We start from the raw sequence: 19957 nt of genomic DNA on the forward strand, positions 1-19957 counted from the left end.
CCTCCTGTTTAGTAAAAATTTTAACTTAACAGCAGTAAAAATGATTGGACAGCCGTCATCTTCTCAGGTGTAAGCTGCTCTTTTAATTTTTCACGTTGTTCTGGTTGAAGCTGCTTACAACGTACCAAAATGCGGTCCATATGCTCGTTCATCCGATCGATATCAGATGTTAAATGGACAAGTTCATCAGGATCTTCCTTTTGAGAAGGGAATTGTTCATCTAATCTGGATTTGATGTCAGAAAGAGCCAATCTCTGCTGTTTGCAAAGAACGATTAATTGTAATCGTTTTAAAGCATGTTCATCGTAATATCGATAATTTGAGCAAGATCTAACAGGCGCAAGCAACCCTAGATTTGTATAATAATCTACAGTACGTTTCGTCACCTGTGCAATCTGTGCTAGTTCACCAATACGATACTTTTTCTCAGCCCCATCTGAACATCTCCTCCTAACCGTCACGTTATAGTTTATGAAAATAGTTTAATATAATTCTAGCCTGAAATACAAGTTAATTGTTCATATTTCCTGCCGATATGAAGAGGAGAAAGGGATTTCTCAGTCTAAATTGTCCTGTCAAATTTAACATAGTGATACAGGAATTTTCAGATTATTTATGGTAAGATAAAATGAAGACCGTTTCATATATATGTAGAGAAGCGGATTTATACGTGAACCGGAGGTGGTTAAGTGGGGCCCTCAATATAGTCTTATTTAATCAGTTAACCGATTTGCAAAACATAACATCATCAATCAGGAGGTGACTCCTTGTTCTTCTAAGAAAGAGCAAGGTTAAATGGACGATATTGTTAATCTGAGTATAGTCGGTGTTTTGATTGCTTTAACAGCTTTCTTTGTTGCATCTGAATTTGCCATAGTAAAGGCGAGAAGCTCAAGAATTGATCAGCTTGTTGCCGAAGGGTCTAAAAAGGCCATCGTGGCGAAAAAGGTGACATCAAGGCTGGATGAATATTTGTCAGCCTGTCAGCTCGGTATTACAGTGACATCCCTTGGTTTAGGGTGGATTGGTAAGCCAGCTGTAAAAGAACTTTTGGTTCGAGGTTTCGGTTTGACAAACATTCCTGATTCAGCAATCAGCCTGATCTCAGCAACACTTGCGTTCTCTATTATTACCTTTTTGCATGTAGTCGTCGGTGAGCTTGCACCAAAAACACTGGCGATTCAAAAGGCGGAAAAAATGACGCTCTGGCTGTCAGGCCCGCTGCATGCATTTTATATCCTAATGTTCCCTTTCATTTATGTGTTAAACGGGTCAGCCCGTGTTCTAACCAAAATGATGGGCATCGATATGGGGTCTGAAAAAGAACAATCCCATTCTGAAGAGGAATTAAAGATTTTATTATCTGAGAGCTTAAAAAATGGGGAAATCAACCCATCAGAATATAATTATATGAACAAAATTTTCGACTTTGATAATCGAATTGCCAGAGAAATCATGGTCCCGCGGAGAGAAATTTGTGCCATTCCAGAAGATATGCCGCTGGATGAAATCCTCTCCATCATGACGCAGGAGAAGTATACACGCTTTCCTGTGTTTTCAGGAGATAAAGACCATGTCATCGGCATGCTGAACAAAAAGCAGCTCTTTGCAGATCTTGTGTATCAAGGAGAAAAAGATCAACTGAAGATTCAAGATTATATATATCCAGTGATTGAAGTCATTGACACGATTCCTATTCAAGAGCTTCTTGTCAAGATGCAGCGCGATCGAATGCATATGGCGATTTTAACCGACGAATATGGCGGAACGTCTGGACTTGTCACAACAGAAGATATTTTAGAAGAGATTGTTGGCGATATTCGAGATGAATTCGATGAAGATGAGCAGCCGGTTATTCAAAAAAGAGCCGATCATCATTATGTTTTAGATGGCAAAGTCAGATTAGATGAAGTTCAAGATTTGATCGAAATGTCATATCATGATGAAGAAATTGATACAATAGGCGGGTTAATCTTAAATGAGAACATTGATATCCGAGAAGGACAATCCATTTATCTTGATGATATTCGGATGAAGGTCTTGGAGATGGATGGACGCTATGTGAAAAAGATCGACCTAAAGAAAGGCGTCACATCATCAGAAAAAGGAAATACACGCACAGGGCTTGATATAAAAGAGCCGCTGTTAGTAAATGAAATGACCTTGAGCGAAAAATAAGCTCAAGGTTTTTTTAGGTATTTAGTCTCTTTTTACGAATGCTCGTTCGGGTTATAATGAGAACAAACGTTCGATAGAGGGGGATGGATATGCTTTGGTATGAAACAGCCAGTATCACGGAGAAAAAAACCTCAATGAAACGAATTGAGTTTCATTTGAAGAATTTTAAAAATTACCAGGCAGCGATTTTAAATATCGAAAGACAGCTTGAAAAAAGAAGTACGCATCATTTGGATCACATGACACGGAAGAAGTTAGAAGAGCAAAAAAATCAATATGAACTCATCGTTGCTTGTATTGAAACAGCACTAAAAGAGTTGGATGAGATAGAGAAGCAGCTCATCGATTACAAATACTTTCGTGATTGGCGGATGGCCAAGTGTGCGATGGAAATCGGCTACAGTGAGAAAACTCTCTTTTTAATGAAGCGCCAGCTTATGGATCAATTGCTCATTAGCTTAGCTGCGATCACCAATATTTAAAAAAGGTGTTGTCCTATTTGATAGAACGCAGTAAAGAGACAGAAAGACCCGATGATTGTCGTCACTAAGTAGACAGCAAGTTTTCCGATTTGCCGCTGCTGTAGCATGGTCGCAGACTCTACACTAAACGTAGAGAATGTTGTAAAGCCACCGAAAAAACCTGTTCCAATGATCACAAGCAGCGGATGATTAGCAGTCACGGCACCTGTCAGTATACCTAAACCGGCAGCACCTAATAAGTTGATGAGAATAATACTGTACGGGAAACGAGCATGAGACTTAGTTTTATGTATCGATTGGCTAATCAAAAAACGAAGGACGCTGCCAATCCCGCCGGCAATAGCTGTATATAAAACGATCATTTATCTGCCTCCTCTCTGCTGCTTATTTTGATGAAAGAGTCGTTGAGCTAGCATTAGTCCACAGAAGGCAGCCGCTACTCCTGCAATGACTGAGAGCAGGATGTAGATCACACTTGAAGTGAATTGCCCGGTCTGTAATAAAAGAATCGTTTCTTTAGAAAAAGTGGACATTGTCGTAAAACCTCCGCAAAATCCTGTTCCGATCAAAGCGGCAAGATATTTTTTTCTCTTTTGGAACATAAAATATCCTGTTGAAAAACCAAGAAGCAGACTGCCTGTCACGTTTTCGATTAGCGTTGCATAGGGGAATGTTTGGCTGACGATCAATTGGCTTAGTTCATATCTGCAAAGTGTCCCAATCAGTCCACCAATAAATACGGCAAGATACGCTTTCATTTACATCATTTCTCCTTTAGAAAAAATAGCGGGTGATCCGTCACCACACCATCAACGGGATATTTTTTAATCCGATCGGCTGTTTTTTGATCTTTCACAGTCCATATAAACACATCCATCCCGAATGTGTGGATGCGGTCTATCCACCATCTATTGATCATCGTTTTTTTCATATTAAGACAATTTGCAAACGAGCTGTATGCCGTTAACTTTCTTTTCGTCAGTTTAAATACATTAGGCTTTATAATCAAAGCTGTTCGAAGAGAAGGGGCGAAAGCTTTGATTCTTTGCAGTGCATGATCGTCAAAAGATTGAATCATGATATGACGAGAATAGGCAAATCGATTGATGATGCGGGCAACTGCCTTTTCAATTCCTATCTGCCGTTTTGGGTGTTTGATCTCGATCAATATCCCGATCCGCTGGCTGTATCTTTCAAAAATTTCGTGTAATGTTGGAATTCGTTCATTTGTGTACTGTTGGTCAAACCAGCTTCCTGCGTCCAGTTTTTTCAACTGATCGAGTGTATAGCTTTTGACTAAGCCGTTCCCGTTCGTCGTTCGGTCAACTGTATCATCATGGATCACGACGACGTGCTGGTCCAATGTGAGCTGTACATCTAATTCAATATAATCTGCACCCTGCTGAACAGCTAAATCAAATGCAGCAATTGTATTTTCTGGGGCAGCGCTTGATGACCCTCTATGCGCAATAATATACACATGCTCCAGCTCCCTGACTTAAGTTCTGGTCTTATCATATCAAATGCTTTACCGTTTTTCCTTCTTTACTATATGGACGAAAGAAGAGCTGTATGTAATGGTGAATCGGATTGCTAAGAAAGTATGAGAATACAAATGTAAAAAGTTGCAGGAATATCCCAAGCCATGATTGAGTAAATCTGAAGTACATCAATTTTTTCTTCGATCAATTTTGTCCAAATCGTCAGCGTTCGCCAAAATATTAGTGCTTTCGTCATGTTGACTGAAAATTCTGATGTTTTATAATGATGAAAAGGAGGCGAGATGATTGGGTAAAGGGAGAATTAGAGTGGAAGAACGTATTAAGGCCGAAACGGATGCTGAAATGTTTAAAGCGACTCTCCTTGATCAGGCTCAGAAGAAAAAGTAGTTTGCTGCCCGTCGATATGTCTCTAGCCAAAATTTCATAATTGAACATCATGCCTCGGGACTGATCCCGAGGCTTTTTATTTAGAGGTCAGACATTTATGAGAGGACATAAACGAAGGTTATATTATAAACTAGAGTGGATTGTTTTAAAGGAGAGAGACAAACATGATTACACAAAAATGGATGGATACATATTTTACAGTAGATGTTGCGATCCAAATCGGTATTAGCCTTTGTATTTTATTGCTTTTTTTATTGCTTCGGAAAGTATTTACGAAGTACTTATTTCATCTTCTCTTTAGGCTGACCAATCGGTCTAAAACAGAGGTCATTAACCAAATTGTTGTGGCATTCGAAAAGCCAGCCAGACTGTTTTTTGTTGCACTTGGGTTATATTTTGCGTTAAGACAGGCACCATACTTTGAGCATCATATGGATGTCATCGTCAAATTATATAGATCCTCCATTATATTGATGCTGACATGGGGGCTTTGTAATTTAACCGCAGCTTCTTCTTTCTTATTTCAAAAAGTAAATTCGAAATTTGAATTAGAAATGGATGATATTTTAGCGCCGTTTTTATCAAAGGTGCTTCGTTTCATTATTATTGCACTAAGTATTAGTGTCATTGCACAGGAATTTAATTATGATGTAAATGGACTTGTGGCAGGTCTTGGTCTAGGGGGTCTAGCCTTTGCGCTTGCTGCACAGGATACGGTGGCGAACTTTTTTGGAGGGGTCGTCATCATTACAGAGAAGCCTTTTACAATGGGCGACTTTGTGGAGACGCCAAGTGTTCTTGGGACTGTCGAGGACATTACATTTCGAAGTACAAAATTTAGAACACCTGCTGAAGCTGTCGTGACAGTTCCGAATTCTACGCTTTCAAAGGAACCAATCACGAACTGGACGAGAATGAATAAACGCCAAATTACGTTTTCCGTACGTGTATCCTACAATACACCAAAGGAAAATCTGGACCATTGTATCAAACGTCTCAAACAAATGCTTTATGAGCATGATGGGGTGCACAAGGAGACAATCATGGTGAATCTCGATGTACTGGCAGACAGTTATTTGAATTTATTTTTTAACTTTTACACAAACACGACGGCCTGGGCTGAAAACCTGAATATCAAACAGGACATTAACTACCGTATTATGGATATCTTCCATGAAGAAGGTGTAGAATTTGCCTTCCCTGGACAGACCATTTACATGAAACAAAAAGGTGAAAAACAGCTGAGTGAATAAAGGAGGAAGGATGCGTGGATCAAACAAAGGTGGCAGTGCTAAGAGAGAAATTAACGCAGGCTTCACATATAATGGTGCTTTCAGGTGCGGGGATGAGCACGGAATCAGGTATTCCCGATTTTAGATCAACGTGCGGCTTATGGACTGAAGACACCGCTCGCATGGAAGCGATGAGCCGCTCCTACTTTTTATCAAACCCTTATCAATTCTGGCCGAAATTCAAGGAATTGTTTCAGATGAAAATGAGCGGGGAGTACGAGCCGAATAGCGGGCATACCTTCTTAGCAAGCCTTGAGAAACAAGGAAAACTTGTAGAGATTTTTACCCAAAATATTGATGGCCTGCATAAAAAAGCAGGAAGCCAGCATGTATATGAACTTCACGGCTCCATTCAAACAGCTACTTGTCCATCATGCCAAGCGACATATGAATTGCCTTATTTATTACAAGAAGAAGTGCCTGTATGTCTAAAGGTTTCCTCAGACGGACGGACATGTGGGCAAGTGCTGAAAACAGATGTTGTCCTTTTTGGAGACAGGGTTAAACATTTTGATCAAGTAGAGAAATCACTTCAGCAAGCGGACCTTCTGCTCGTCATGGGAACCTCCCTAGAAGTAGCGCCAGCAAGGTATATTCCTGAAGATGCGGCTCAAAATCCTTCCATCTTCAAGGTGATGATGAATTTGAGTGAAACAGAATACGATCCACTGTTTGATCTTGTCTTTCATGAGCGAATTGGCGATCTCGTGAAAGCTTTATAATTCATAAAAGACCCCGCATCCAAAAAAGGTGCAGGGTCTTTCTTTATTGTTGCAGCGGCTTCATCGTTTCATCAAGTACTTCAAATGTATAGCCCTTCGCTTTTAGCTGTGTGAGCAAACTGTTTAAGTATTTTGCTGTCGCTGGCTGATCGTGCATTAAGATGATCTTTGGTTCCTTTGGATGTTTTGTCTCTAGCACTTGCAGCTGATTCAATACTTCTGGTACATATTTTGAGCTTTTATATTTCCAGTCAAGACTGTCAATTGTCCAATCCCAGTAGATAAAGCCTTTTTGTTTTAAACGTGCTTTTTGCTGATCGGTTAAATTTGGGGCGCTGCCATAAGGTGTTCTCACAAGATGTGTATACTCTCCTGTGACAGAAGCCAAAATGCGCTGATCTTCCTTCATCTCATTGACGGGAGAATCACTTTTTTGATAAAAGCGTTTCACATCGTGTGTGATCCCATGAAGCCCTAACTGATGACCTTCTTGATGAAGTCTTTTCACAGCGGCCGGATGTTCCTTAATCTGCGGCCCAAGCATGAAGAATGTAGCCTTTACTTGATGCGCCTTGAGCACATCTAAAAGCTGGTTTGATGTCGCTGACGGACCATCATCAAAGGTTAAAAAGATCGTTTGATCCGTTACGTGTTTGTTTGGGTTGATCTTAAAATGTGCATCTAATGTTTTCGTAGAATCATCTTTTGCTTTCAGACTTGTGCTTGTGTCTCGGAATTGACTGCTCGCAGACATTTTAGCCGGCTGGTCTGCTGCCTGCATATTGGTTTTAGATATATCCCAAATAAAAAAGAGGATCAGTGACAGAATCACTAAACCAATCGCCTTTGAGAGCAGCATCGTGTTTGAAGGTGTCTGTTTTTTCGTAACCCGTTGCATTACAATCGCTCCAATAAATCAAAAATTTTTGTCGAATCATGTAGTAGATTCTGTCTTTTTTCACTGTTTTTTGTCGTGTTTATATGGAGTAAGTATACAGGAAAAAAGAGCCTATGAATATAGAAGATGCTAAAAAATTGGAATCTTTTTGGTTATAAGTCTATCTTTGTTACAATAGAAAGTTGACCATTTATCATGATGTGAAATAATTCTGAATAATCATTGAAACATACCCATTTATCCGCTAAGATAGCATCAGATTCAACCATTAATGCGAAGCGAAGGGGAGATTCCGTATGAAAGTATTGTATAATGACGATTTCATTGAAAAAAAGGATGCACATGTGGATATTGAAGACAGAGGCTATCAATTTGGTGACGGTGTCTATGAGGTCATCCGTGTATACAATGGGAATTTGTTTACATTAAAAGAGCATACAGAGCGTTTGTTCAAGAGTGCAAAAGAAATCGGCATTCATCTTCAAGGTGCAGTATCAGATATGGAAGAAAAGTTAAAACAGCTCGTCGCCCATAACCAATTAACAGATGGCGGTGTGTATATTCAAGTCACACGGGGCGTCGCACCTCGTAAACATCAATATGGCAATTCTCTCACTCCTCAAATCACAGCATATACGTTCCAGGTGAAAAAGCCTGTTCATGAGCAGACAGCTGGTGCAAAGGCTATATTATCTGAGGACCTTCGCTGGTTAAGATGTGATATTAAAAGCTTAAATCTTTTATATAACGTCATGGAAAAACAGAAAGCATCTGAAGCTGGTGCGTTTGAAGCCATTCTGATTAGAGACGGTTTTGTGACAGAGGGTACTTCCTCGAATGTATATGCCGTCATTGATGGCGTGATTCGCACACATCCCGCAAACAATTTTATTCTAAACGGCATTACCCGTAGAAAGCTTCTTGAAGTATGTGAAGAAGAGGGATGCAGCGTTGGAGAAACGCGTATAAGTAAAGAAGAGCTGCTGCGCGCGCAGGAAATCTTCATCAGCTCGACGACGGCTGAAGTCATTCCGATTGTTGAAATTGATGGTCAGCCAGTAGGTGAAGGCGTTCCAGGAGAGTTAACAAAGCGTGTACAGGAAGGCTTCCAGCAAAAAATTAAACAGGAAAGTGAAGCATCGATTTCTTCATAAATAAAAAGAGGCTGTAAACGAATGTTTACAGCCTTTTGTAATTCTTTTATTTTACAATAAGCACAGGTATATCTGATTTTGATGATAACTTTTCACTTACACTGCCAAAGAGCATTTTTTTCAATCTGCTTTGGTCACGTGCTCCCATGACGATGAGGTCTGCTGATATGTCTTCAGCATATTCGATAATCGCTTCCGCTGGTTCCCCCTCAACAATTTCAATCGCAGCTTCAAACTGCTCCTCATTTAAAAGCATTCTTGCTTCTGCAACGACCTCTTCTGTATGATCTTCAAAAATCAAGGGACTTTGCTGTTCATCATGAGGTACATACACAGGGGGGGTTTGAAGGTCTGCCATGCCGCCGCCGATATAAGCTCCGCCAGTCATTGGGCGCGGTGCATCAAACACCTGTCTGCTTGATTTGCCATCATGTGCATAGGCAACGGTCAGCTTGGCATTCAAGGTTTTGGCTAAAGCGATTGCCTTTTTTAATGCTTTCTTACTGTCTTCATGTCCATCAAACGCAACGACCATCCGATCAGCTTGAAACAATGTCCTCATTCCTTTCAAAAGGAGTCTTTACACTCATGGTATACCCGTTATCTGAAAAAGATACACATGAAGGTGGTGAACTTTTTGTTAGAAAATTTCATTTATTGAAAAATATTTATTGACAAAATGGTGACAGCCACTATAAGATAAAAAAAGATTCAAGAGCCAAAAGGAGGAAATGTCATGTGCAACATTGGAAGAATGAAATCAAACTGCATGAATGGGTTGATTCACGTGACAATTACACCTTCATTGGTCATTGAAAAGGGACTCGTATGTTCCAATTGATCGGATGAATCAAGGCGTATGTTGCGTATTTGTCAACATGCGCCTTTTTACATGACGAAAAGAGGCGTACCAGATTGCTGGTTGCCTCTTTTTTTGTTGTATTCATTTCGCATTTCGAAATAAAGGGATGGAGATCAACAAGTAAATGAAGAGGAGTGAAAGCATGTGAACATGCCAAAAACAAGACAAATGACAAAAACCAAAAAAATAATTCAAGGTGACAGCCAAGAAAATCTAGAAAGCGGCTAGCTTTAAAAGGAGAGACAAACATGTTTTCAGTATTTACAAAATTAGGCTGGTTCTTCAAACAAGAGTGGAGGCGTTATACGATCGCCATTACGCTCCTGCTCATTGTGAATGTGCTTGAAATGCTGCCGCCAAGATACCTTGGGCAGGCAGTGGATGACATTCGTTCTGGTCAATTTACAACATCTAGTATGATGTTTTATGTAGCCATTTTTTGCTTGCTAGGTGTCGTCGTCTATACACTGACATATTTTTGGATGTATCAGTTATTTGGCGGCGCAAATGTTATGGAGCGTGTAATGCGCGGGAAACTCATGCGTCACTTACTTAAGATGACACCTACCTTTTATGAAAAGAAAAAAACAGGTAACTTAATGGCATTAGGTACAAACGATTTGAATGCTGTAGCTTTAACGACAGGTTTTGGCGTTCTGACATTGGTGGATTCCACTGCTTATATGCTGATGATCTTTTTTACGATGGGTCTGACGATTAGCTGGAAATTAACTTTAATGGCGATTATCCCTATGCCGCTGATGGCGCTTTTGATTACGTATTATGGCAGCAAGATTCATGATCGCTTTACAGTTGCTCAAGATGCATTTGGTGATATGAACGACCGCGTGCTTGAATCAGTCGCAGGCGTCCGGGTCATCCGGTCTTTTGTACAGGAGAAACAAGACGTCGAACGCTTTCGTCAAATGACTGATGATGTATTTCAAAAAAATATGAGAGTGGCGGTCATTGATTCATTGTTTGAGCCGACAGTGAAATTACTTGTCGGTGTCAGCTACTTAATAGGAATTGGCTACGGAGCCTATCTTGTATTCCAAAGTGATTTAACCATTGGTGAGCTTGTCGCTTTTAACGTCTATCTTGGGATGATGATCTGGCCAATGTTTGCGATCGGCGAGTTGATTAATATTATGCAAAGAGGAAATGCGTCGTTAGACCGGTTGAATCATACACTCAGCTACAAGCCGGATGTCACAGACGCTTCTCAGCCAAAAACGTTACAAGAGCCTGGCGATATTCAGTTTGACCACGTGACATTTAGGTATCCAACTTCCCCTAAAGATAATTTAATTGATGTGTCCTTTACGATTCGAAAGGGGCAGACGATCGGAATTACAGGCAAAACAGGAAGCGGTAAAACGACTATCGTAAAACAGCTTCTGCGCCAGTACCCAACAGGTGATGGTCAAATCCTGCTATCAGGAGTCCCAATCCAAGAGATCGAATTGGATCAGCTATTTCAATGGATCGGATACGTACCGCAGGATCATATTCTTTTTTCTAAAAGTGTAGAAGAGAATATGCGTTTTGGTCATCGAGACGCAAAACAAAATGAATTAGCACAAGCGATCAAAGATGCTTATTTTGAAAAAGATTTACGTCTTTTGCCTGAGGGTCTCGAAACCATGGTCGGAGAAAAAGGTGTGGCGCTGTCAGGTGGACAAAAGCAGCGAATTTCCATTGCACGCGCTTTATTAATAGATCCCGACATTTTAATACTGGATGACTCGCTTTCTGCGGTAGATGCAAAAACAGAAACCGCTATTTTAGAAAATTTAAGGCAAAATCGTCATGGGAAAACGACGTTTATTACGACTCATCGTCTATCAGCTGTTGAGCATGCAGATCTTATACTTGTCATGGAAGAAGGACGCATCGTCCAAAAGGGAACTCACGAAGAGCTCATTCAGCAAGATGGGTGGTACAAAGAACAATTTCTGCGTCAGCAGCTGACAAACCAGCTGGAAGGAGGGGATGAGGCATGACAACGGGAAGAAGACTCCTCGCCTACGCACTCCTTTATAAGAAAGTACTGTCTGTTGCCTTGATCTTTCTCATCATTGCAGTAGGTGCTGAACTGACAGGACCATTTATTGGGAAGAAAATGATTGATGATCATATTTTAGGTGTAGAAAAGCCATATGTCGAGGTCAATGAAAAAACAGACAAAACCGTTTATTACCAGGGAAATAACTATATACGAAGCGATCGATTAGACAGTGAGATGGAATCCGGAAAACAAATCAATGTGGTGCAGGTCGGATTCGGTTACTATTTTGTAAATGAGCCGATTCGCTTTGACGGAAACCGAAAAATATCGGGAGATCAGCTTACCATTGAAAATGGAAACGAGCGCGAGACCTATCAAGTACAGCCTTTATCAAAAGAGGAAATTTTCTCTTTTTATGAGCCGGAAATCAGTGGTTTGGTGCAGCTTGTTCTATTTTATCTAGGGCTTCTCGTTATTGCGATTTTCTTTCAATATGCGCAGCATTATCTGTTACAGCGAATAGCCAACCGAATTATTCAAAAAATGAGGGTTGATGTATTTGAGCATATTCAAACACTGCCTATCCGGTATTTTGATAATTTACCGGCTGGAAAGGTTGTAGCGAGGATCACCAATGACACAGAAACCATTCGTGATTTATATGTGACAGTCCTCGCCAATTTCGTGACGAGTGCGATTTACATGATTGGGATTTATATTGCCATGTTTTTATTAAATGTGAAGCTGGCACTCATTTGTTTAGTGGCGGTACCGATTATTTTCCTATGGTCAATGACTTACAGAAAGTTTGCATCGGTGTACAACCACCGCATTCGTTCGATCATTAGTGACATCAATGCCAAGCTAAATGAAGCCATTCAAGGGATGACCATTATTCAAGCGTTTCGTCATGAAAAAGTGACGAAAGAGGAATTTGATGAGCTGAACAACAATCACTTTCGATATCAGCGAAAGATGCTCCATTTAAATTCACTTCTTTCGCATAACTTAGTTAACCTGCTTCGGAATTTAGCCTATGTGTCACTCATTTGGTATTTTGGCGGTGCGTCCTTAAGTGCGACGGGGATTGTGTCGATTGGTGTGCTCTATGCGTTTGTCGATTATTTAAATCGATTATTTCAGCCGATTACAGGCATTGTGAACCAATTCTCGAGATTGGAATTAGCACGGGTTTCCTCGGAAAGGGTTTTCCTATTATTGGATGAGCCAGGAACAACAGTGGAAGAACCCGTTCAGAAGGAAATGGAAGGACACGTTCAGTTCCAAGATGTCACCTTTGCTTATAATGAAGGGAAAAATGTATTAAAGAACATTACGTTCGAGGCCAAAAAAGGCCAGACGGTTGCACTTGTGGGGCATACTGGTTCTGGGAAAAGCTCGATCATGAACTTACTGCTGCGTTTTTATGACATTCAGCAAGGAGACATTCTCATTGATGGAGAAAGCATTTATCGCCAGTCCCGGCAAACGTTGCGGAAACAAATGGGCATTGTCCTTCAAGACCCGTATTTATTTTCCGGAACGATTGCATCCAATGTCAGCTTAGGAAATGAAGACATTAAAAGAGAAACGATTGAAGCATCATTAAAACAAGTAGGCGCAGTAGAGTTATTGAAGCATCTGCCAGAAGGATTTGATGAACCAGTCGTTGAAAAGGGAAGTACTCTTTCCTCAGGGGAACGTCAGCTCATTTCATTTGCTCGTGCACTAGCATACAATCCAGCGATCTTAATTTTAGATGAAGCCACCGCAAACATTGATACAGAAACAGAAGCGATCATTCAGCGAGCGCTTGATGTCGTCAAAGAAGGACGAACAACTTTTGTCATTGCTCACCGATTATCCACCATTAAGAAAGCCGATATGATTTTGGTTTTAGAAAAAGGGGAAATTGTCGAGCGGGGCAGTCATGATCAACTCATGCAGCAAGAAGGGCTATATGCGCAAATGTACGAACTGCAAAAAGGTGCTGTGGCAAACAGCTGATGAATCACAAAAAGAGCCTATTCATTATGAATGAGGCTCTTTTTATTTGCATAAAAAAGTCGAGAAATCGTTTTAGACCGCGATCTTTACTCGTTATGCGACATTAGTAAGCAATGCCGACGCGTTGATGTACAAATTCCTTCGAATTTAACTGCTGATATAAAAAGTGTGCGGTATCTTCAACTGAAATTTTCTTTCCATCTATAGGGAGAAAATCTTTCTCATAGCGATATGACCGTGTCACTTCTCCGTCTGGTAAATAGGTTGGACAAATAATGGTCCAATCTAAATCAGTCGATTGAAGGAGTTCAAACGCTTTGGCATGCTCCTTAGCTGCTCGGGAAGTGGTCCTCCTTGATTCATTTGTTTCAAAACGGTAAAGTTCCGGCTGCTGCCTTGCCTTTAAAATACCTGCTGTACCTATTGTAATAATTCTTGATGTATTTGATTGCTTCATGGCTTGTACGATATGTTCCATTGAAACAGATAATGTATCATCACCATCTGTCGATAGACAGCTCACAACAATATCTGCTCCTTTGATCGTCTCAAGTACATCTTCTCGATTTCTTGAATTGCCGGTGACTTGAAACATACCCGCAAGCATTTCTTCTCGGTTTGTCCGAATCAATGAACGAACTATGTAACGATCATCTACTTGAACGAAACGAAGAAATGCTTGTCCTACACGTCCATGAGCACCGAAAAGAGCTATTTTCATCTGTTCGATCCCTCCACTACATACTATAAGTGAAAAGAACCCAAAATGGTACAACTTTTATGTGATGCTTTTTTTATAAAGATGAAAGGACCGAATACTATGAGCATATTCACATAATAGAGAGATACCTACGAATTGTAGAAGTTCAAAGTTCATACCGGAAATAATGTCCATGAAGATCCGCTCCTTTCTACTCCATGATATGAGCTGGAAAGGAGATTGGTGAGGGGGAATAACAAAAAAAGAAGACACCTTAAGAGGTGCCTTCTATGATCCAGATATGAAATTAAGCTTTTGTTCCACCCATGTGTTGTTGAGCGTAAGACACAAGACGTTTTGTGATTTCTCCACCAACTGAACCGTTAGCACGAGCTGTAGTTTCTGCTCCAAGGTTAACGCCAAATTCAGAAGCGATTTCGTATTTCATTTGATCGATTGCTTGCTCTGCTCCAGGAACTAGTAATTGATTTGAACTATTAGAATTAGCCATGATGTGAATCTCCTTTTTGTATATGATTTTTTATGGTTGGGTTTGCTGGAATCGCACCAGCGAAATGATCAAGTCATTTGCCACTTGGCGAAACCCAATGCAGTAACTTCTTTGTACTAAGTATTATGGTGATTTCCGAAAAAAACATACGAGAAAAGTACATGGTAAATGTTGTTCAACATGCAAAAAAGCCATCACTCAATCATGAGTGATGGCACTGCATATATTTCTTTATTCAGCGGAACGAATGCGGAGCTCCGTATCCGAATCAAAGAAGTGGGCTTTGTTCATATCGATGGCAAGAGGTATAGATTGTCCGGCCTGAACATCGGTACGAGAATCAACACGTGCAATAAAAGACTGACCATCGAGAGAAGAGTAAAGCATCGTTTCTGCTCCCATTAATTCAGCAACTTCTACGTTGGCATCGATCTTTGTGCCCTCAGATGCCTCAATAAACACGGGTTCATCATGAAAATCTTCTGGTCTGATCCCGAGGATGATATCTTTTCCGATATAACCTTGGCTGCGTAATACCTTCATCTTTCCTTCTGGTACACGTATATGCGTTTTTCCAACTGCAATGGCACCGTCAGAGAGCTTTCCTGTAAAAAAATTCATCGCAGGAGAGCCAATGAATCCACCTACAAATACATTCTCTGGATTTTCATATACATCCTTCGGCGCTCCAACCTGCTGAATAAAGCCATCTTTCATTACAACAAGACGAGTAGCCATTGTCATAGCTTCAGTCTGGTCATGTGTGACATAGATAAATGTCGTTTGCAGACGCTGATGAAGCTTAGATATTTCAGCACGCATTTGAACGCGGAGTTTTGCATCTAAATTAGAAAGCGGCTCATCCAAAAGAAAGACCTTTGCATCACGCACAATTGCTCTCCCAAGTGCAACACGCTGTCTTTGACCTCCAGACAGTGCTTTTGGTTTCCTGTCTAAATATTGCTCAAGGCCTAATATTTTAGCGGCATTTCGAACCCGCTCATCAATTTCTGCTTTCGGGAACTTCCGTAGCTTTAATCCAAAAGCCATATTATCGTATACATTCATGTGAGGGTATAATGCATAGTTTTGGAAAACCATTGCGATATCCCGGTCTTTTGGTGCTACATCATTCATCCGTTTTCCGTCTAAAAGAAAATCCCCTTGTGAAATCTCTTCAAGTCCTGCAATCATGCGAAGGGTTGTTGATTTTCCGCACCCAGATGGACCAACAAACACAACAAATTCTTTATCTTCTATATGTAGATTAAAGTTGTCTACTGCTGTTACCTTGTTATCATACACTTTATAAATTTGATTGAGCATAATTTCAGCCATAGATGATAACCTCCCCATTTACTTATTGAAAGCGCTTTACTTGTAAGTAAAGTGTATAAAATGGGGAAGCGTCTGTAAATGGACAACGTGCACAACATCTCATTTTCATTTTTGGGCAGGGTGCTCATGTCACTGAATGTTATGAAAGGTCGAGAAGATTCATCATAAAATAGACGGCAGATGCTTCTGGAAAATGTCGTATATCAATTCCTGTTCGCTCAATAAATTTATCAATTCGATATTGAAGGCTGTTTCTGTGAACATATAAAGCTTTTGCTGCCTTAGATGCATTTAAGTTACATTGCATATAAGTCATGAGGGTACGGTAAACGTCCCGATCAAGGACCGCCTCTTTAAAAGCATCTGAAATAGCATGAGAGAGGGCGGATTCATCATAACGCAAGAGTGATGGCAGACATTGATAAAATGTGGAAATCCCTGACCTAGGCTTAGCTCGCTGCATATGGCCCAAGACAAGCTGCTGTTCTTTTAACAATTTCTTCTGTAAATGTTCATTTGGCAAATGGAGCTGTCCTTGTAAAAAGACTGAGTCTGTTAAAAAGTCACTTGTAATGGCTAGAGACAAATCATATAGCAGCTCTAATTGACTATTTTCTGATGTAGCGTTTGTTTGAATCAGCATCGCTGTATGAGCGCCTGTCCAAATGAAATGAGTTTGTTCGAGGCTGTGGACCACAGCCTCTTTTATTTGCTGCCTTTGTTCTGCTTGATGTGACATTTTAAAATAATATACACGGACGAGGTGCTGAACAGTTAGTGGTTTGTTATCAAAAAGATAGCTGTACCATTTTTGTTCATCCTCAGTCTGCTTTGTGTGAGAAAGATCAATTGGTGTAAGGAAAGTATTGAGAAGAAGTGTTTCTCTAGCTGTAAGCTTTGATTTGTCTACTCCAAATAATTCGCCTTCGTCTGTTTGGTACCAAAGAATTTGATGATCATCTGTAGGGGAGCTGATGATATGCTCTCCGTAAACAAGCTTTAATTTTTCTAACATGGCGAAGCTCCTTAAACAGTTTAATCATAGACATGGAATAGCATTAATTCGTGGATTTCTTCTTTTAATGTTGGTTCGACTTCATGGGGCGGAAGCTGAGAGCCCCATTCAATATCACCTGTTTTGTGGTAGATGCCTTCGTAGTGCGCACCATTGTGAAAAAAGGATATTTTCCAGCCTGGCAATTGTGCTTTTTTAAAGAGAGGTTTCCATTGAAAATGAGAAATCATATCATTATTGCCTCCTTGCTTTTATTGATGAAACAATAAATAAACACGACAATACGGAAACAACCTTGAACTTGATTTTATTGTATCTCATCTGATGAAAAGAGCATAGGAAAAGCATAGATTTCATAGCACCCTCACTTTAAAACGAAAAACATTCAGTAGACGTTTGTATGGTCTGTAGTTGTTGAGGTCGTTTGTGAAAGGTAAGATGCGTAATCCATGATTCTTTTGCCGATCAGCCTTTCTGAGTTTCGCAATGAGACGTGCTGGAAAACCTCGCGGCCAGGACGAGAATTGGCTTCAAACATCCAGATAGCTCCTGTCTGATCAATACCTAAATCAAAACCGATTTCACCAATATGACCGGACATTTTTTCATCAATTACCTGACTAAGCGTGATGGCCGTATAAGAAAGCTGCTCTAAGATTTTGAAACGCTTCTTCTTTTCTGGAAAAACATCATAAAGTGTTCTCACCGAGCCACCATGTGAATGGTGAGTCGTGACGGTGTGATTGCCAGAAATTTTTGCTGCTGCTGCTGTAACTGTCCAATGACCGTACTTATTTTTATTGGTATGGACTCTGAAATCCATTGGTTGATTGTCTATTTGAAGGAGTGCAATGCCTTGTTGAGCCATAAAGTCTTGAACTGCGTGATCTTTCCGGAGATTGGTCACGAAATCCTCTAATGAGTCATATGGAACAGCTCTTCCTTGATTTGAGCATACAATGATTCCATGAGCCTTCTTGTTTAATTGATAAATATCGTCGCCGTGACTGCCGTTTGACGGTTTTAAGTAAATGACCTGATGTAGATGGAGGAGTGTTTCTATTTTATTTAGAGCGTCCACCGGGTCCAATTGTATGGAATGTGGAAGAAGAGGACATGTTTTTTCATCTGTTAACAGTTGTTCATGAATATCCCATTTGTTAAAAAAATGAGGGTTGAACCAAGGAATATCATAGTCTTGAGTGAGTTTGCGTTTTGTTTCTTGAATGAATGCTGACTGAGCAGCCTTTCTACTTGGAAGACGGTCGTAAATGACTGAAGGCAGGGGCATCTGTTTTTTAACCCATGTTTGCTGTTGGTACAACAATCCTTCTACCATTCCTTTATCCCAATCAATAGAATGAGTACCAAAAAGATAGGCAAAACCGGCATGTTGTTTGAAAGAGCGCAGCAGTTTGATAAAAAAGTCTGATCTCGTTCCGAGTGGCTGCGTGCTTTGCTCAAAACCTGCGGTGAAAATACCAAGCAGTGGCCCTAAAAACAGGGTATGATCAATGGCGATCACATCAGCTTTTGATTGATAAGGAATTCGTAAATCTCTATATAGATCTTCTGATAATAAAATTTTCTTCGGATGTTGATGATAGGAAACGGTGAATTCATCTATTAAATGGGAACCTAAAGCAAGAGAATAGATCGCCTCCTGCTGTTTAAAACGGACGGGAAGATGAATTGTTTTTTCACTTGTGGGATGAGGAGCGATGATGCAGCGATTTTTGTTCATAAGATACCTCCTTCGGTTGAGACTTCATCGATTGGGCATGTGCAAGAATGGTACGAATCAAATGATTTTCCTTGTCAGGATAAGCTTTTAAAAAAGCGGATCGCCCTGGTTTTGATCTTATATTTGATATGAAAAGCCTGCCTTCACTTGTATGGAGTAAGTCTACAGCGAATTCAAAGCAAGGGGAAAGGGTTTTATCTATATATGCTGGCAGAGATGCTTGAATGGATGCAATATCATCTAAAAGAAGTTCTTTGATGTGCGGCTGCAAGGTGTTTAGATAGTGATCAAAGCCTATCATGGCTGCTGATTTTTGTGTAATGCTTAAATGACTATTTTCTGTAGGTGATTTTGTGTGAATTCCTATGCGATTCCACTGATTTTGTGAATCTTTCATCAGGAAAATCCTTATTTCATTGAATAAAAAGTCTTTTTCATCACTCGTCTGAAAAAATTGAAGGAAATATCGGCCTACATATTTTTTACACCAGCGCTCTATATCTGATGGACGCGAAAATGTGATGACTTGCTCGGGACTTAGCTGAACAGTGAAAGTGTTGTCTTTTAAGAAAATGAAATAAGTAGATGCTGCATGGTGTTGAGAGAGCGGCTGCATTTTACAATAACCGTCTTTCCTTAACATGCTGAGAAGGTCTGATGTCTTTTTTAATAATGAGCAGACAGGTAAATATGGCTGTAAAGCAGGGAGAAGGCGGAGCTGCTCGAATAGCATCATTTTATTTGAAATACCTGTATTCAAAAAATCTGTTTTCGGATACTTTTTCAGCCAATCCATGATTGGTTTTGCTTTTTTAGATTGTGCGTCATGCTTGTAAAGGCATCGATCGTAAATCAAGTCAGGAATCTCAAATTCTGCTGCGACGAATCCATGACCATTCGTATATGTTTGACCTTGTATCAAATTTGAAGCCGGCTTTAAATCAAGTGGTGTAAAACGGACAACCTTTAAACCATAAGCAGGGGCAGCTTTGGCTAGCCCACGTGTGAATGCCTCTTCATACTTCGGTGAAAGGGTCACAATACCTAATGTTGATGTCATTAAAAAACACCTTCTTTTCAACTTCTTTTTTTACCAGCAGAAAAACACTTTTTCATGATTTTACATAAAGATTGCGCTCCTTTATCATTACGAC

21 protein-coding genes are annotated in these 19957 nt (G+C 40.2%); 8 read left to right on the forward strand and 13 right to left on the reverse strand.

Annotated features, from left to right (window positions below; translation table 11 throughout):
• Positions 1 to 20: 20 nt before the first annotated feature.
• Positions 21 to 461 (reverse strand): MerR family transcriptional regulator, encoded by a 441-nt coding sequence (locus MHB83_RS09770; protein ID WP_034620022.1) that lies wholly within the window; start codon positions 459 to 461, stop codon positions 21 to 23.
• Between the two features lie 334 nt (positions 462 to 795).
• Between MHB83_RS09770 and MHB83_RS09775 the strand changes: the two genes are divergently transcribed.
• Positions 796 to 2178, forward strand: a complete 1383-nt coding sequence (locus MHB83_RS09775) for a hemolysin family protein (RefSeq protein ID WP_003210868.1) — start codon at positions 796 to 798, stop codon at positions 2176 to 2178.
• 89 nt (positions 2179 to 2267) lie between these two features.
• Positions 2268 to 2660: a hypothetical protein gene (locus MHB83_RS09780; protein WP_050945415.1), complete on the forward strand. Its 393-nt coding sequence runs from the start codon at positions 2268 to 2270 to the stop codon at positions 2658 to 2660.
• On the opposite strand, the gene crcB (MHB83_RS09785) is transcribed toward MHB83_RS09780, so the two are convergent.
• Genes crcB (MHB83_RS09785) through MHB83_RS09795 form a run of 3 tightly spaced genes read right to left on the reverse strand, consistent with a single transcriptional unit; the run spans position 2657 to position 4140 of the window.
• A complete protein-coding gene (gene crcB, locus MHB83_RS09785) occupies positions 2657 to 3022 on the reverse strand; it encodes a fluoride efflux transporter CrcB (RefSeq protein WP_003211864.1) in 366 nt (121 codons plus the stop codon). The genes MHB83_RS09780 and crcB (MHB83_RS09785) overlap by 4 nt on opposite strands.
• The gene (crcB, locus tag MHB83_RS09790) at positions 3023 to 3418 is read right to left on the reverse strand and encodes a fluoride efflux transporter CrcB (protein ID WP_342496275.1); all 396 of its coding nucleotides are present in this window, start codon (positions 3416 to 3418) and stop codon (positions 3023 to 3025) included. It abuts the gene before it with no gap.
• 5 nt (positions 3419 to 3423) lie between these two features.
• A complete protein-coding gene (locus tag MHB83_RS09795) occupies positions 3424 to 4140 on the reverse strand; it encodes a glycerophosphodiester phosphodiesterase family protein (RefSeq protein ID WP_342496276.1) in 717 nt (238 codons plus the stop codon).
• A gap of 307 nt (positions 4141 to 4447) precedes the next feature.
• On the opposite strand from MHB83_RS09795, the gene MHB83_RS09800 reads away from it, so the two are divergent.
• The 3 genes from MHB83_RS09800 (at position 4448) to MHB83_RS09810 (ending at position 6563) form a co-directional block, all read left to right on the forward strand.
• Positions 4448 to 4549, forward strand: a complete 102-nt coding sequence (locus MHB83_RS09800; RefSeq protein WP_017360338.1) for a YhdX family protein — start codon at positions 4448 to 4450, stop codon at positions 4547 to 4549.
• A 164-nt stretch (positions 4550 to 4713) separates the two neighbouring features.
• Complete coding sequence (locus tag MHB83_RS09805; protein WP_050945412.1) at positions 4714 to 5802, forward strand: mechanosensitive ion channel family protein; 1089 nt, start codon at positions 4714 to 4716, stop codon at positions 5800 to 5802.
• Positions 5803 to 5873: 71 nt separating this feature from the next.
• A complete protein-coding gene (locus MHB83_RS09810; protein ID WP_342496841.1) occupies positions 5874 to 6563 on the forward strand; it encodes an NAD-dependent protein deacylase in 690 nt (229 codons plus the stop codon).
• A gap of 43 nt (positions 6564 to 6606) precedes the next feature.
• On the opposite strand, the gene MHB83_RS09815 is transcribed toward MHB83_RS09810, so the two are convergent.
• Entirely contained in the window at positions 6607 to 7461 is an 855-nt protein-coding gene (locus MHB83_RS09815; RefSeq protein ID WP_106032304.1) for a polysaccharide deacetylase family protein, read from the reverse strand.
• A gap of 296 nt (positions 7462 to 7757) precedes the next feature.
• On the opposite strand from MHB83_RS09815, the gene dat reads away from it, so the two are divergent.
• Complete coding sequence (dat, locus tag MHB83_RS09820; protein ID WP_050945410.1) at positions 7758 to 8615, forward strand: D-amino-acid transaminase; 858 nt, start codon at positions 7758 to 7760, stop codon at positions 8613 to 8615.
• 46 nt (positions 8616 to 8661) lie between these two features.
• Here the strand turns inward: dat and MHB83_RS09825 are convergent, their stop codons facing one another.
• Positions 8662 to 9168: a universal stress protein gene (locus MHB83_RS09825; protein ID WP_003210990.1), complete on the reverse strand. Its 507-nt coding sequence runs from the start codon at positions 9166 to 9168 to the stop codon at positions 8662 to 8664.
• A 557-nt stretch (positions 9169 to 9725) separates the two neighbouring features.
• Between MHB83_RS09825 and MHB83_RS09830 the strand changes: the two genes are divergently transcribed.
• Both MHB83_RS09830 and MHB83_RS09835 read left to right on the forward strand, forming a co-directional pair.
• Positions 9726 to 11483, forward strand: a complete 1758-nt coding sequence (locus MHB83_RS09830) for an ABC transporter transmembrane domain-containing protein (protein ID WP_342496277.1) — start codon at positions 9726 to 9728, stop codon at positions 11481 to 11483.
• Positions 11480 to 13495 carry an ABC transporter ATP-binding protein gene (locus MHB83_RS09835; RefSeq protein ID WP_342496278.1) on the forward strand — a complete coding sequence of 672 codons (2016 nt, stop codon included), beginning with the start codon at positions 11480 to 11482 and terminating at the stop codon, positions 13493 to 13495. The genes MHB83_RS09830 and MHB83_RS09835 overlap by 4 nt, the downstream gene beginning before the upstream one ends.
• Positions 13496 to 13598: 103 nt before the next feature.
• On the opposite strand, the gene MHB83_RS09840 is transcribed toward MHB83_RS09835, so the two are convergent.
• The 7 genes from MHB83_RS09840 to MHB83_RS09870 all read right to left on the reverse strand — a co-directional run bounded on the left by MHB83_RS09840 (position 13599) and on the right by MHB83_RS09870 (position 19863).
• Positions 13599 to 14216, reverse strand: coding sequence for an NAD(P)H-binding protein (locus tag MHB83_RS09840; protein ID WP_003212493.1), 618 nt, complete (start codon positions 14214 to 14216; stop codon positions 13599 to 13601).
• Between the two features lie 286 nt (positions 14217 to 14502).
• Entirely contained in the window at positions 14503 to 14706 is a 204-nt protein-coding gene (locus MHB83_RS09845; RefSeq protein WP_003210761.1) for an alpha/beta-type small acid-soluble spore protein, read from the reverse strand.
• A gap of 231 nt (positions 14707 to 14937) precedes the next feature.
• Complete coding sequence (gene ugpC / locus MHB83_RS09850; RefSeq protein WP_342496279.1) at positions 14938 to 16044, reverse strand: sn-glycerol-3-phosphate ABC transporter ATP-binding protein UgpC; 1107 nt, start codon at positions 16042 to 16044, stop codon at positions 14938 to 14940.
• Positions 16045 to 16183: 139 nt separating this feature from the next.
• On the reverse strand, positions 16184 to 17059 hold the full coding sequence (locus MHB83_RS09855; RefSeq protein ID WP_342496280.1) for a helix-turn-helix domain-containing protein: 876 nt from the start codon (positions 17057 to 17059) through the stop codon (positions 16184 to 16186).
• A gap of 20 nt (positions 17060 to 17079) precedes the next feature.
• On the reverse strand, positions 17080 to 17289 hold the full coding sequence (locus MHB83_RS09860; RefSeq protein ID WP_003211787.1) for a YheE family protein: 210 nt from the start codon (positions 17287 to 17289) through the stop codon (positions 17080 to 17082).
• Between the two features lie 155 nt (positions 17290 to 17444).
• The gene (locus tag MHB83_RS09865) at positions 17445 to 18803 is read right to left on the reverse strand and encodes a YheC/YheD family protein (RefSeq protein ID WP_321999213.1); all 1359 of its coding nucleotides are present in this window, start codon (positions 18801 to 18803) and stop codon (positions 17445 to 17447) included.
• Positions 18760 to 19863: a YheC/YheD family protein gene (locus MHB83_RS09870; protein WP_050945403.1), complete on the reverse strand. Its 1104-nt coding sequence runs from the start codon at positions 19861 to 19863 to the stop codon at positions 18760 to 18762. The genes MHB83_RS09865 and MHB83_RS09870 overlap by 44 nt, the downstream gene beginning before the upstream one ends.
• Positions 19864 to 19957 lie beyond the last annotated feature (94 nt).

Origin of the sequence: Bacillus sp. FSL K6-3149 (assembly GCF_038630515.1) — a bacterium.
In the GTDB taxonomy this organism is placed as follows: Bacteria; Bacillota; Bacilli; order Bacillales; family Bacillaceae; genus Bacillus; species Bacillus pumilus.

Bases quoted from the DNA above. Each gene is read 5' to 3' on its own strand.
- MHB83_RS09835 (WP_342496278.1), top strand. From the start codon at position 11,480: ATGACAACGGGAAGAAGACTCCTCGCCTACGCACTCCTTTATAAGAAA.
- MHB83_RS09855 (WP_342496280.1), bottom strand. From the start codon at position 17,059: ATGTTAGAAAAATTAAAGCTTGTTTACGGAGAGCATATCATCAGCTCC.
- MHB83_RS09865 (WP_321999213.1), bottom strand. From the start codon at position 18,803: ATGAACAAAAATCGCTGCATCATCGCTCCTCATCCCACAAGTGAAAAA.
- MHB83_RS09805 (WP_050945412.1), top strand. From the start codon at position 4,714: ATGATTACACAAAAATGGATGGATACATATTTTACAGTAGATGTTGCG.
- crcB (WP_342496275.1), bottom strand. From the start codon at position 3,418: ATGAAAGCGTATCTTGCCGTATTTATTGGTGGACTGATTGGGACACTT.
- MHB83_RS09815 (WP_106032304.1), bottom strand. From the start codon at position 7,461: ATGCAACGGGTTACGAAAAAACAGACACCTTCAAACACGATGCTGCTC.
- MHB83_RS09840 (WP_003212493.1), bottom strand. From the start codon at position 14,216: ATGAAAATAGCTCTTTTCGGTGCTCATGGACGTGTAGGACAAGCATTT.
- MHB83_RS09830 (WP_342496277.1), top strand. From the start codon at position 9,726: ATGTTTTCAGTATTTACAAAATTAGGCTGGTTCTTCAAACAAGAGTGG.
- MHB83_RS09810 (WP_342496841.1), top strand. From the start codon at position 5,874: ATGGTGCTTTCAGGTGCGGGGATGAGCACGGAATCAGGTATTCCCGAT.
- dat (WP_050945410.1), top strand. From the start codon at position 7,758: ATGAAAGTATTGTATAATGACGATTTCATTGAAAAAAAGGATGCACAT.
- MHB83_RS09780 (WP_050945415.1), top strand. From the start codon at position 2,268: ATGCTTTGGTATGAAACAGCCAGTATCACGGAGAAAAAAACCTCAATG.
- MHB83_RS09775 (WP_003210868.1), top strand. From the start codon at position 796: ATGGACGATATTGTTAATCTGAGTATAGTCGGTGTTTTGATTGCTTTA.
- MHB83_RS09870 (WP_050945403.1), bottom strand. From the start codon at position 19,863: ATGACATCAACATTAGGTATTGTGACCCTTTCACCGAAGTATGAAGAG.
- ugpC (WP_342496279.1), bottom strand. From the start codon at position 16,044: ATGGCTGAAATTATGCTCAATCAAATTTATAAAGTGTATGATAACAAG.
- MHB83_RS09845 (WP_003210761.1), bottom strand. From the start codon at position 14,706: ATGGCTAATTCTAATAGTTCAAATCAATTACTAGTTCCTGGAGCAGAG.
- crcB (WP_003211864.1), bottom strand. From the start codon at position 3,022: ATGATCGTTTTATATACAGCTATTGCCGGCGGGATTGGCAGCGTCCTT.
- MHB83_RS09860 (WP_003211787.1), bottom strand. From the start codon at position 17,289: ATGATTTCTCATTTTCAATGGAAACCTCTCTTTAAAAAAGCACAATTG.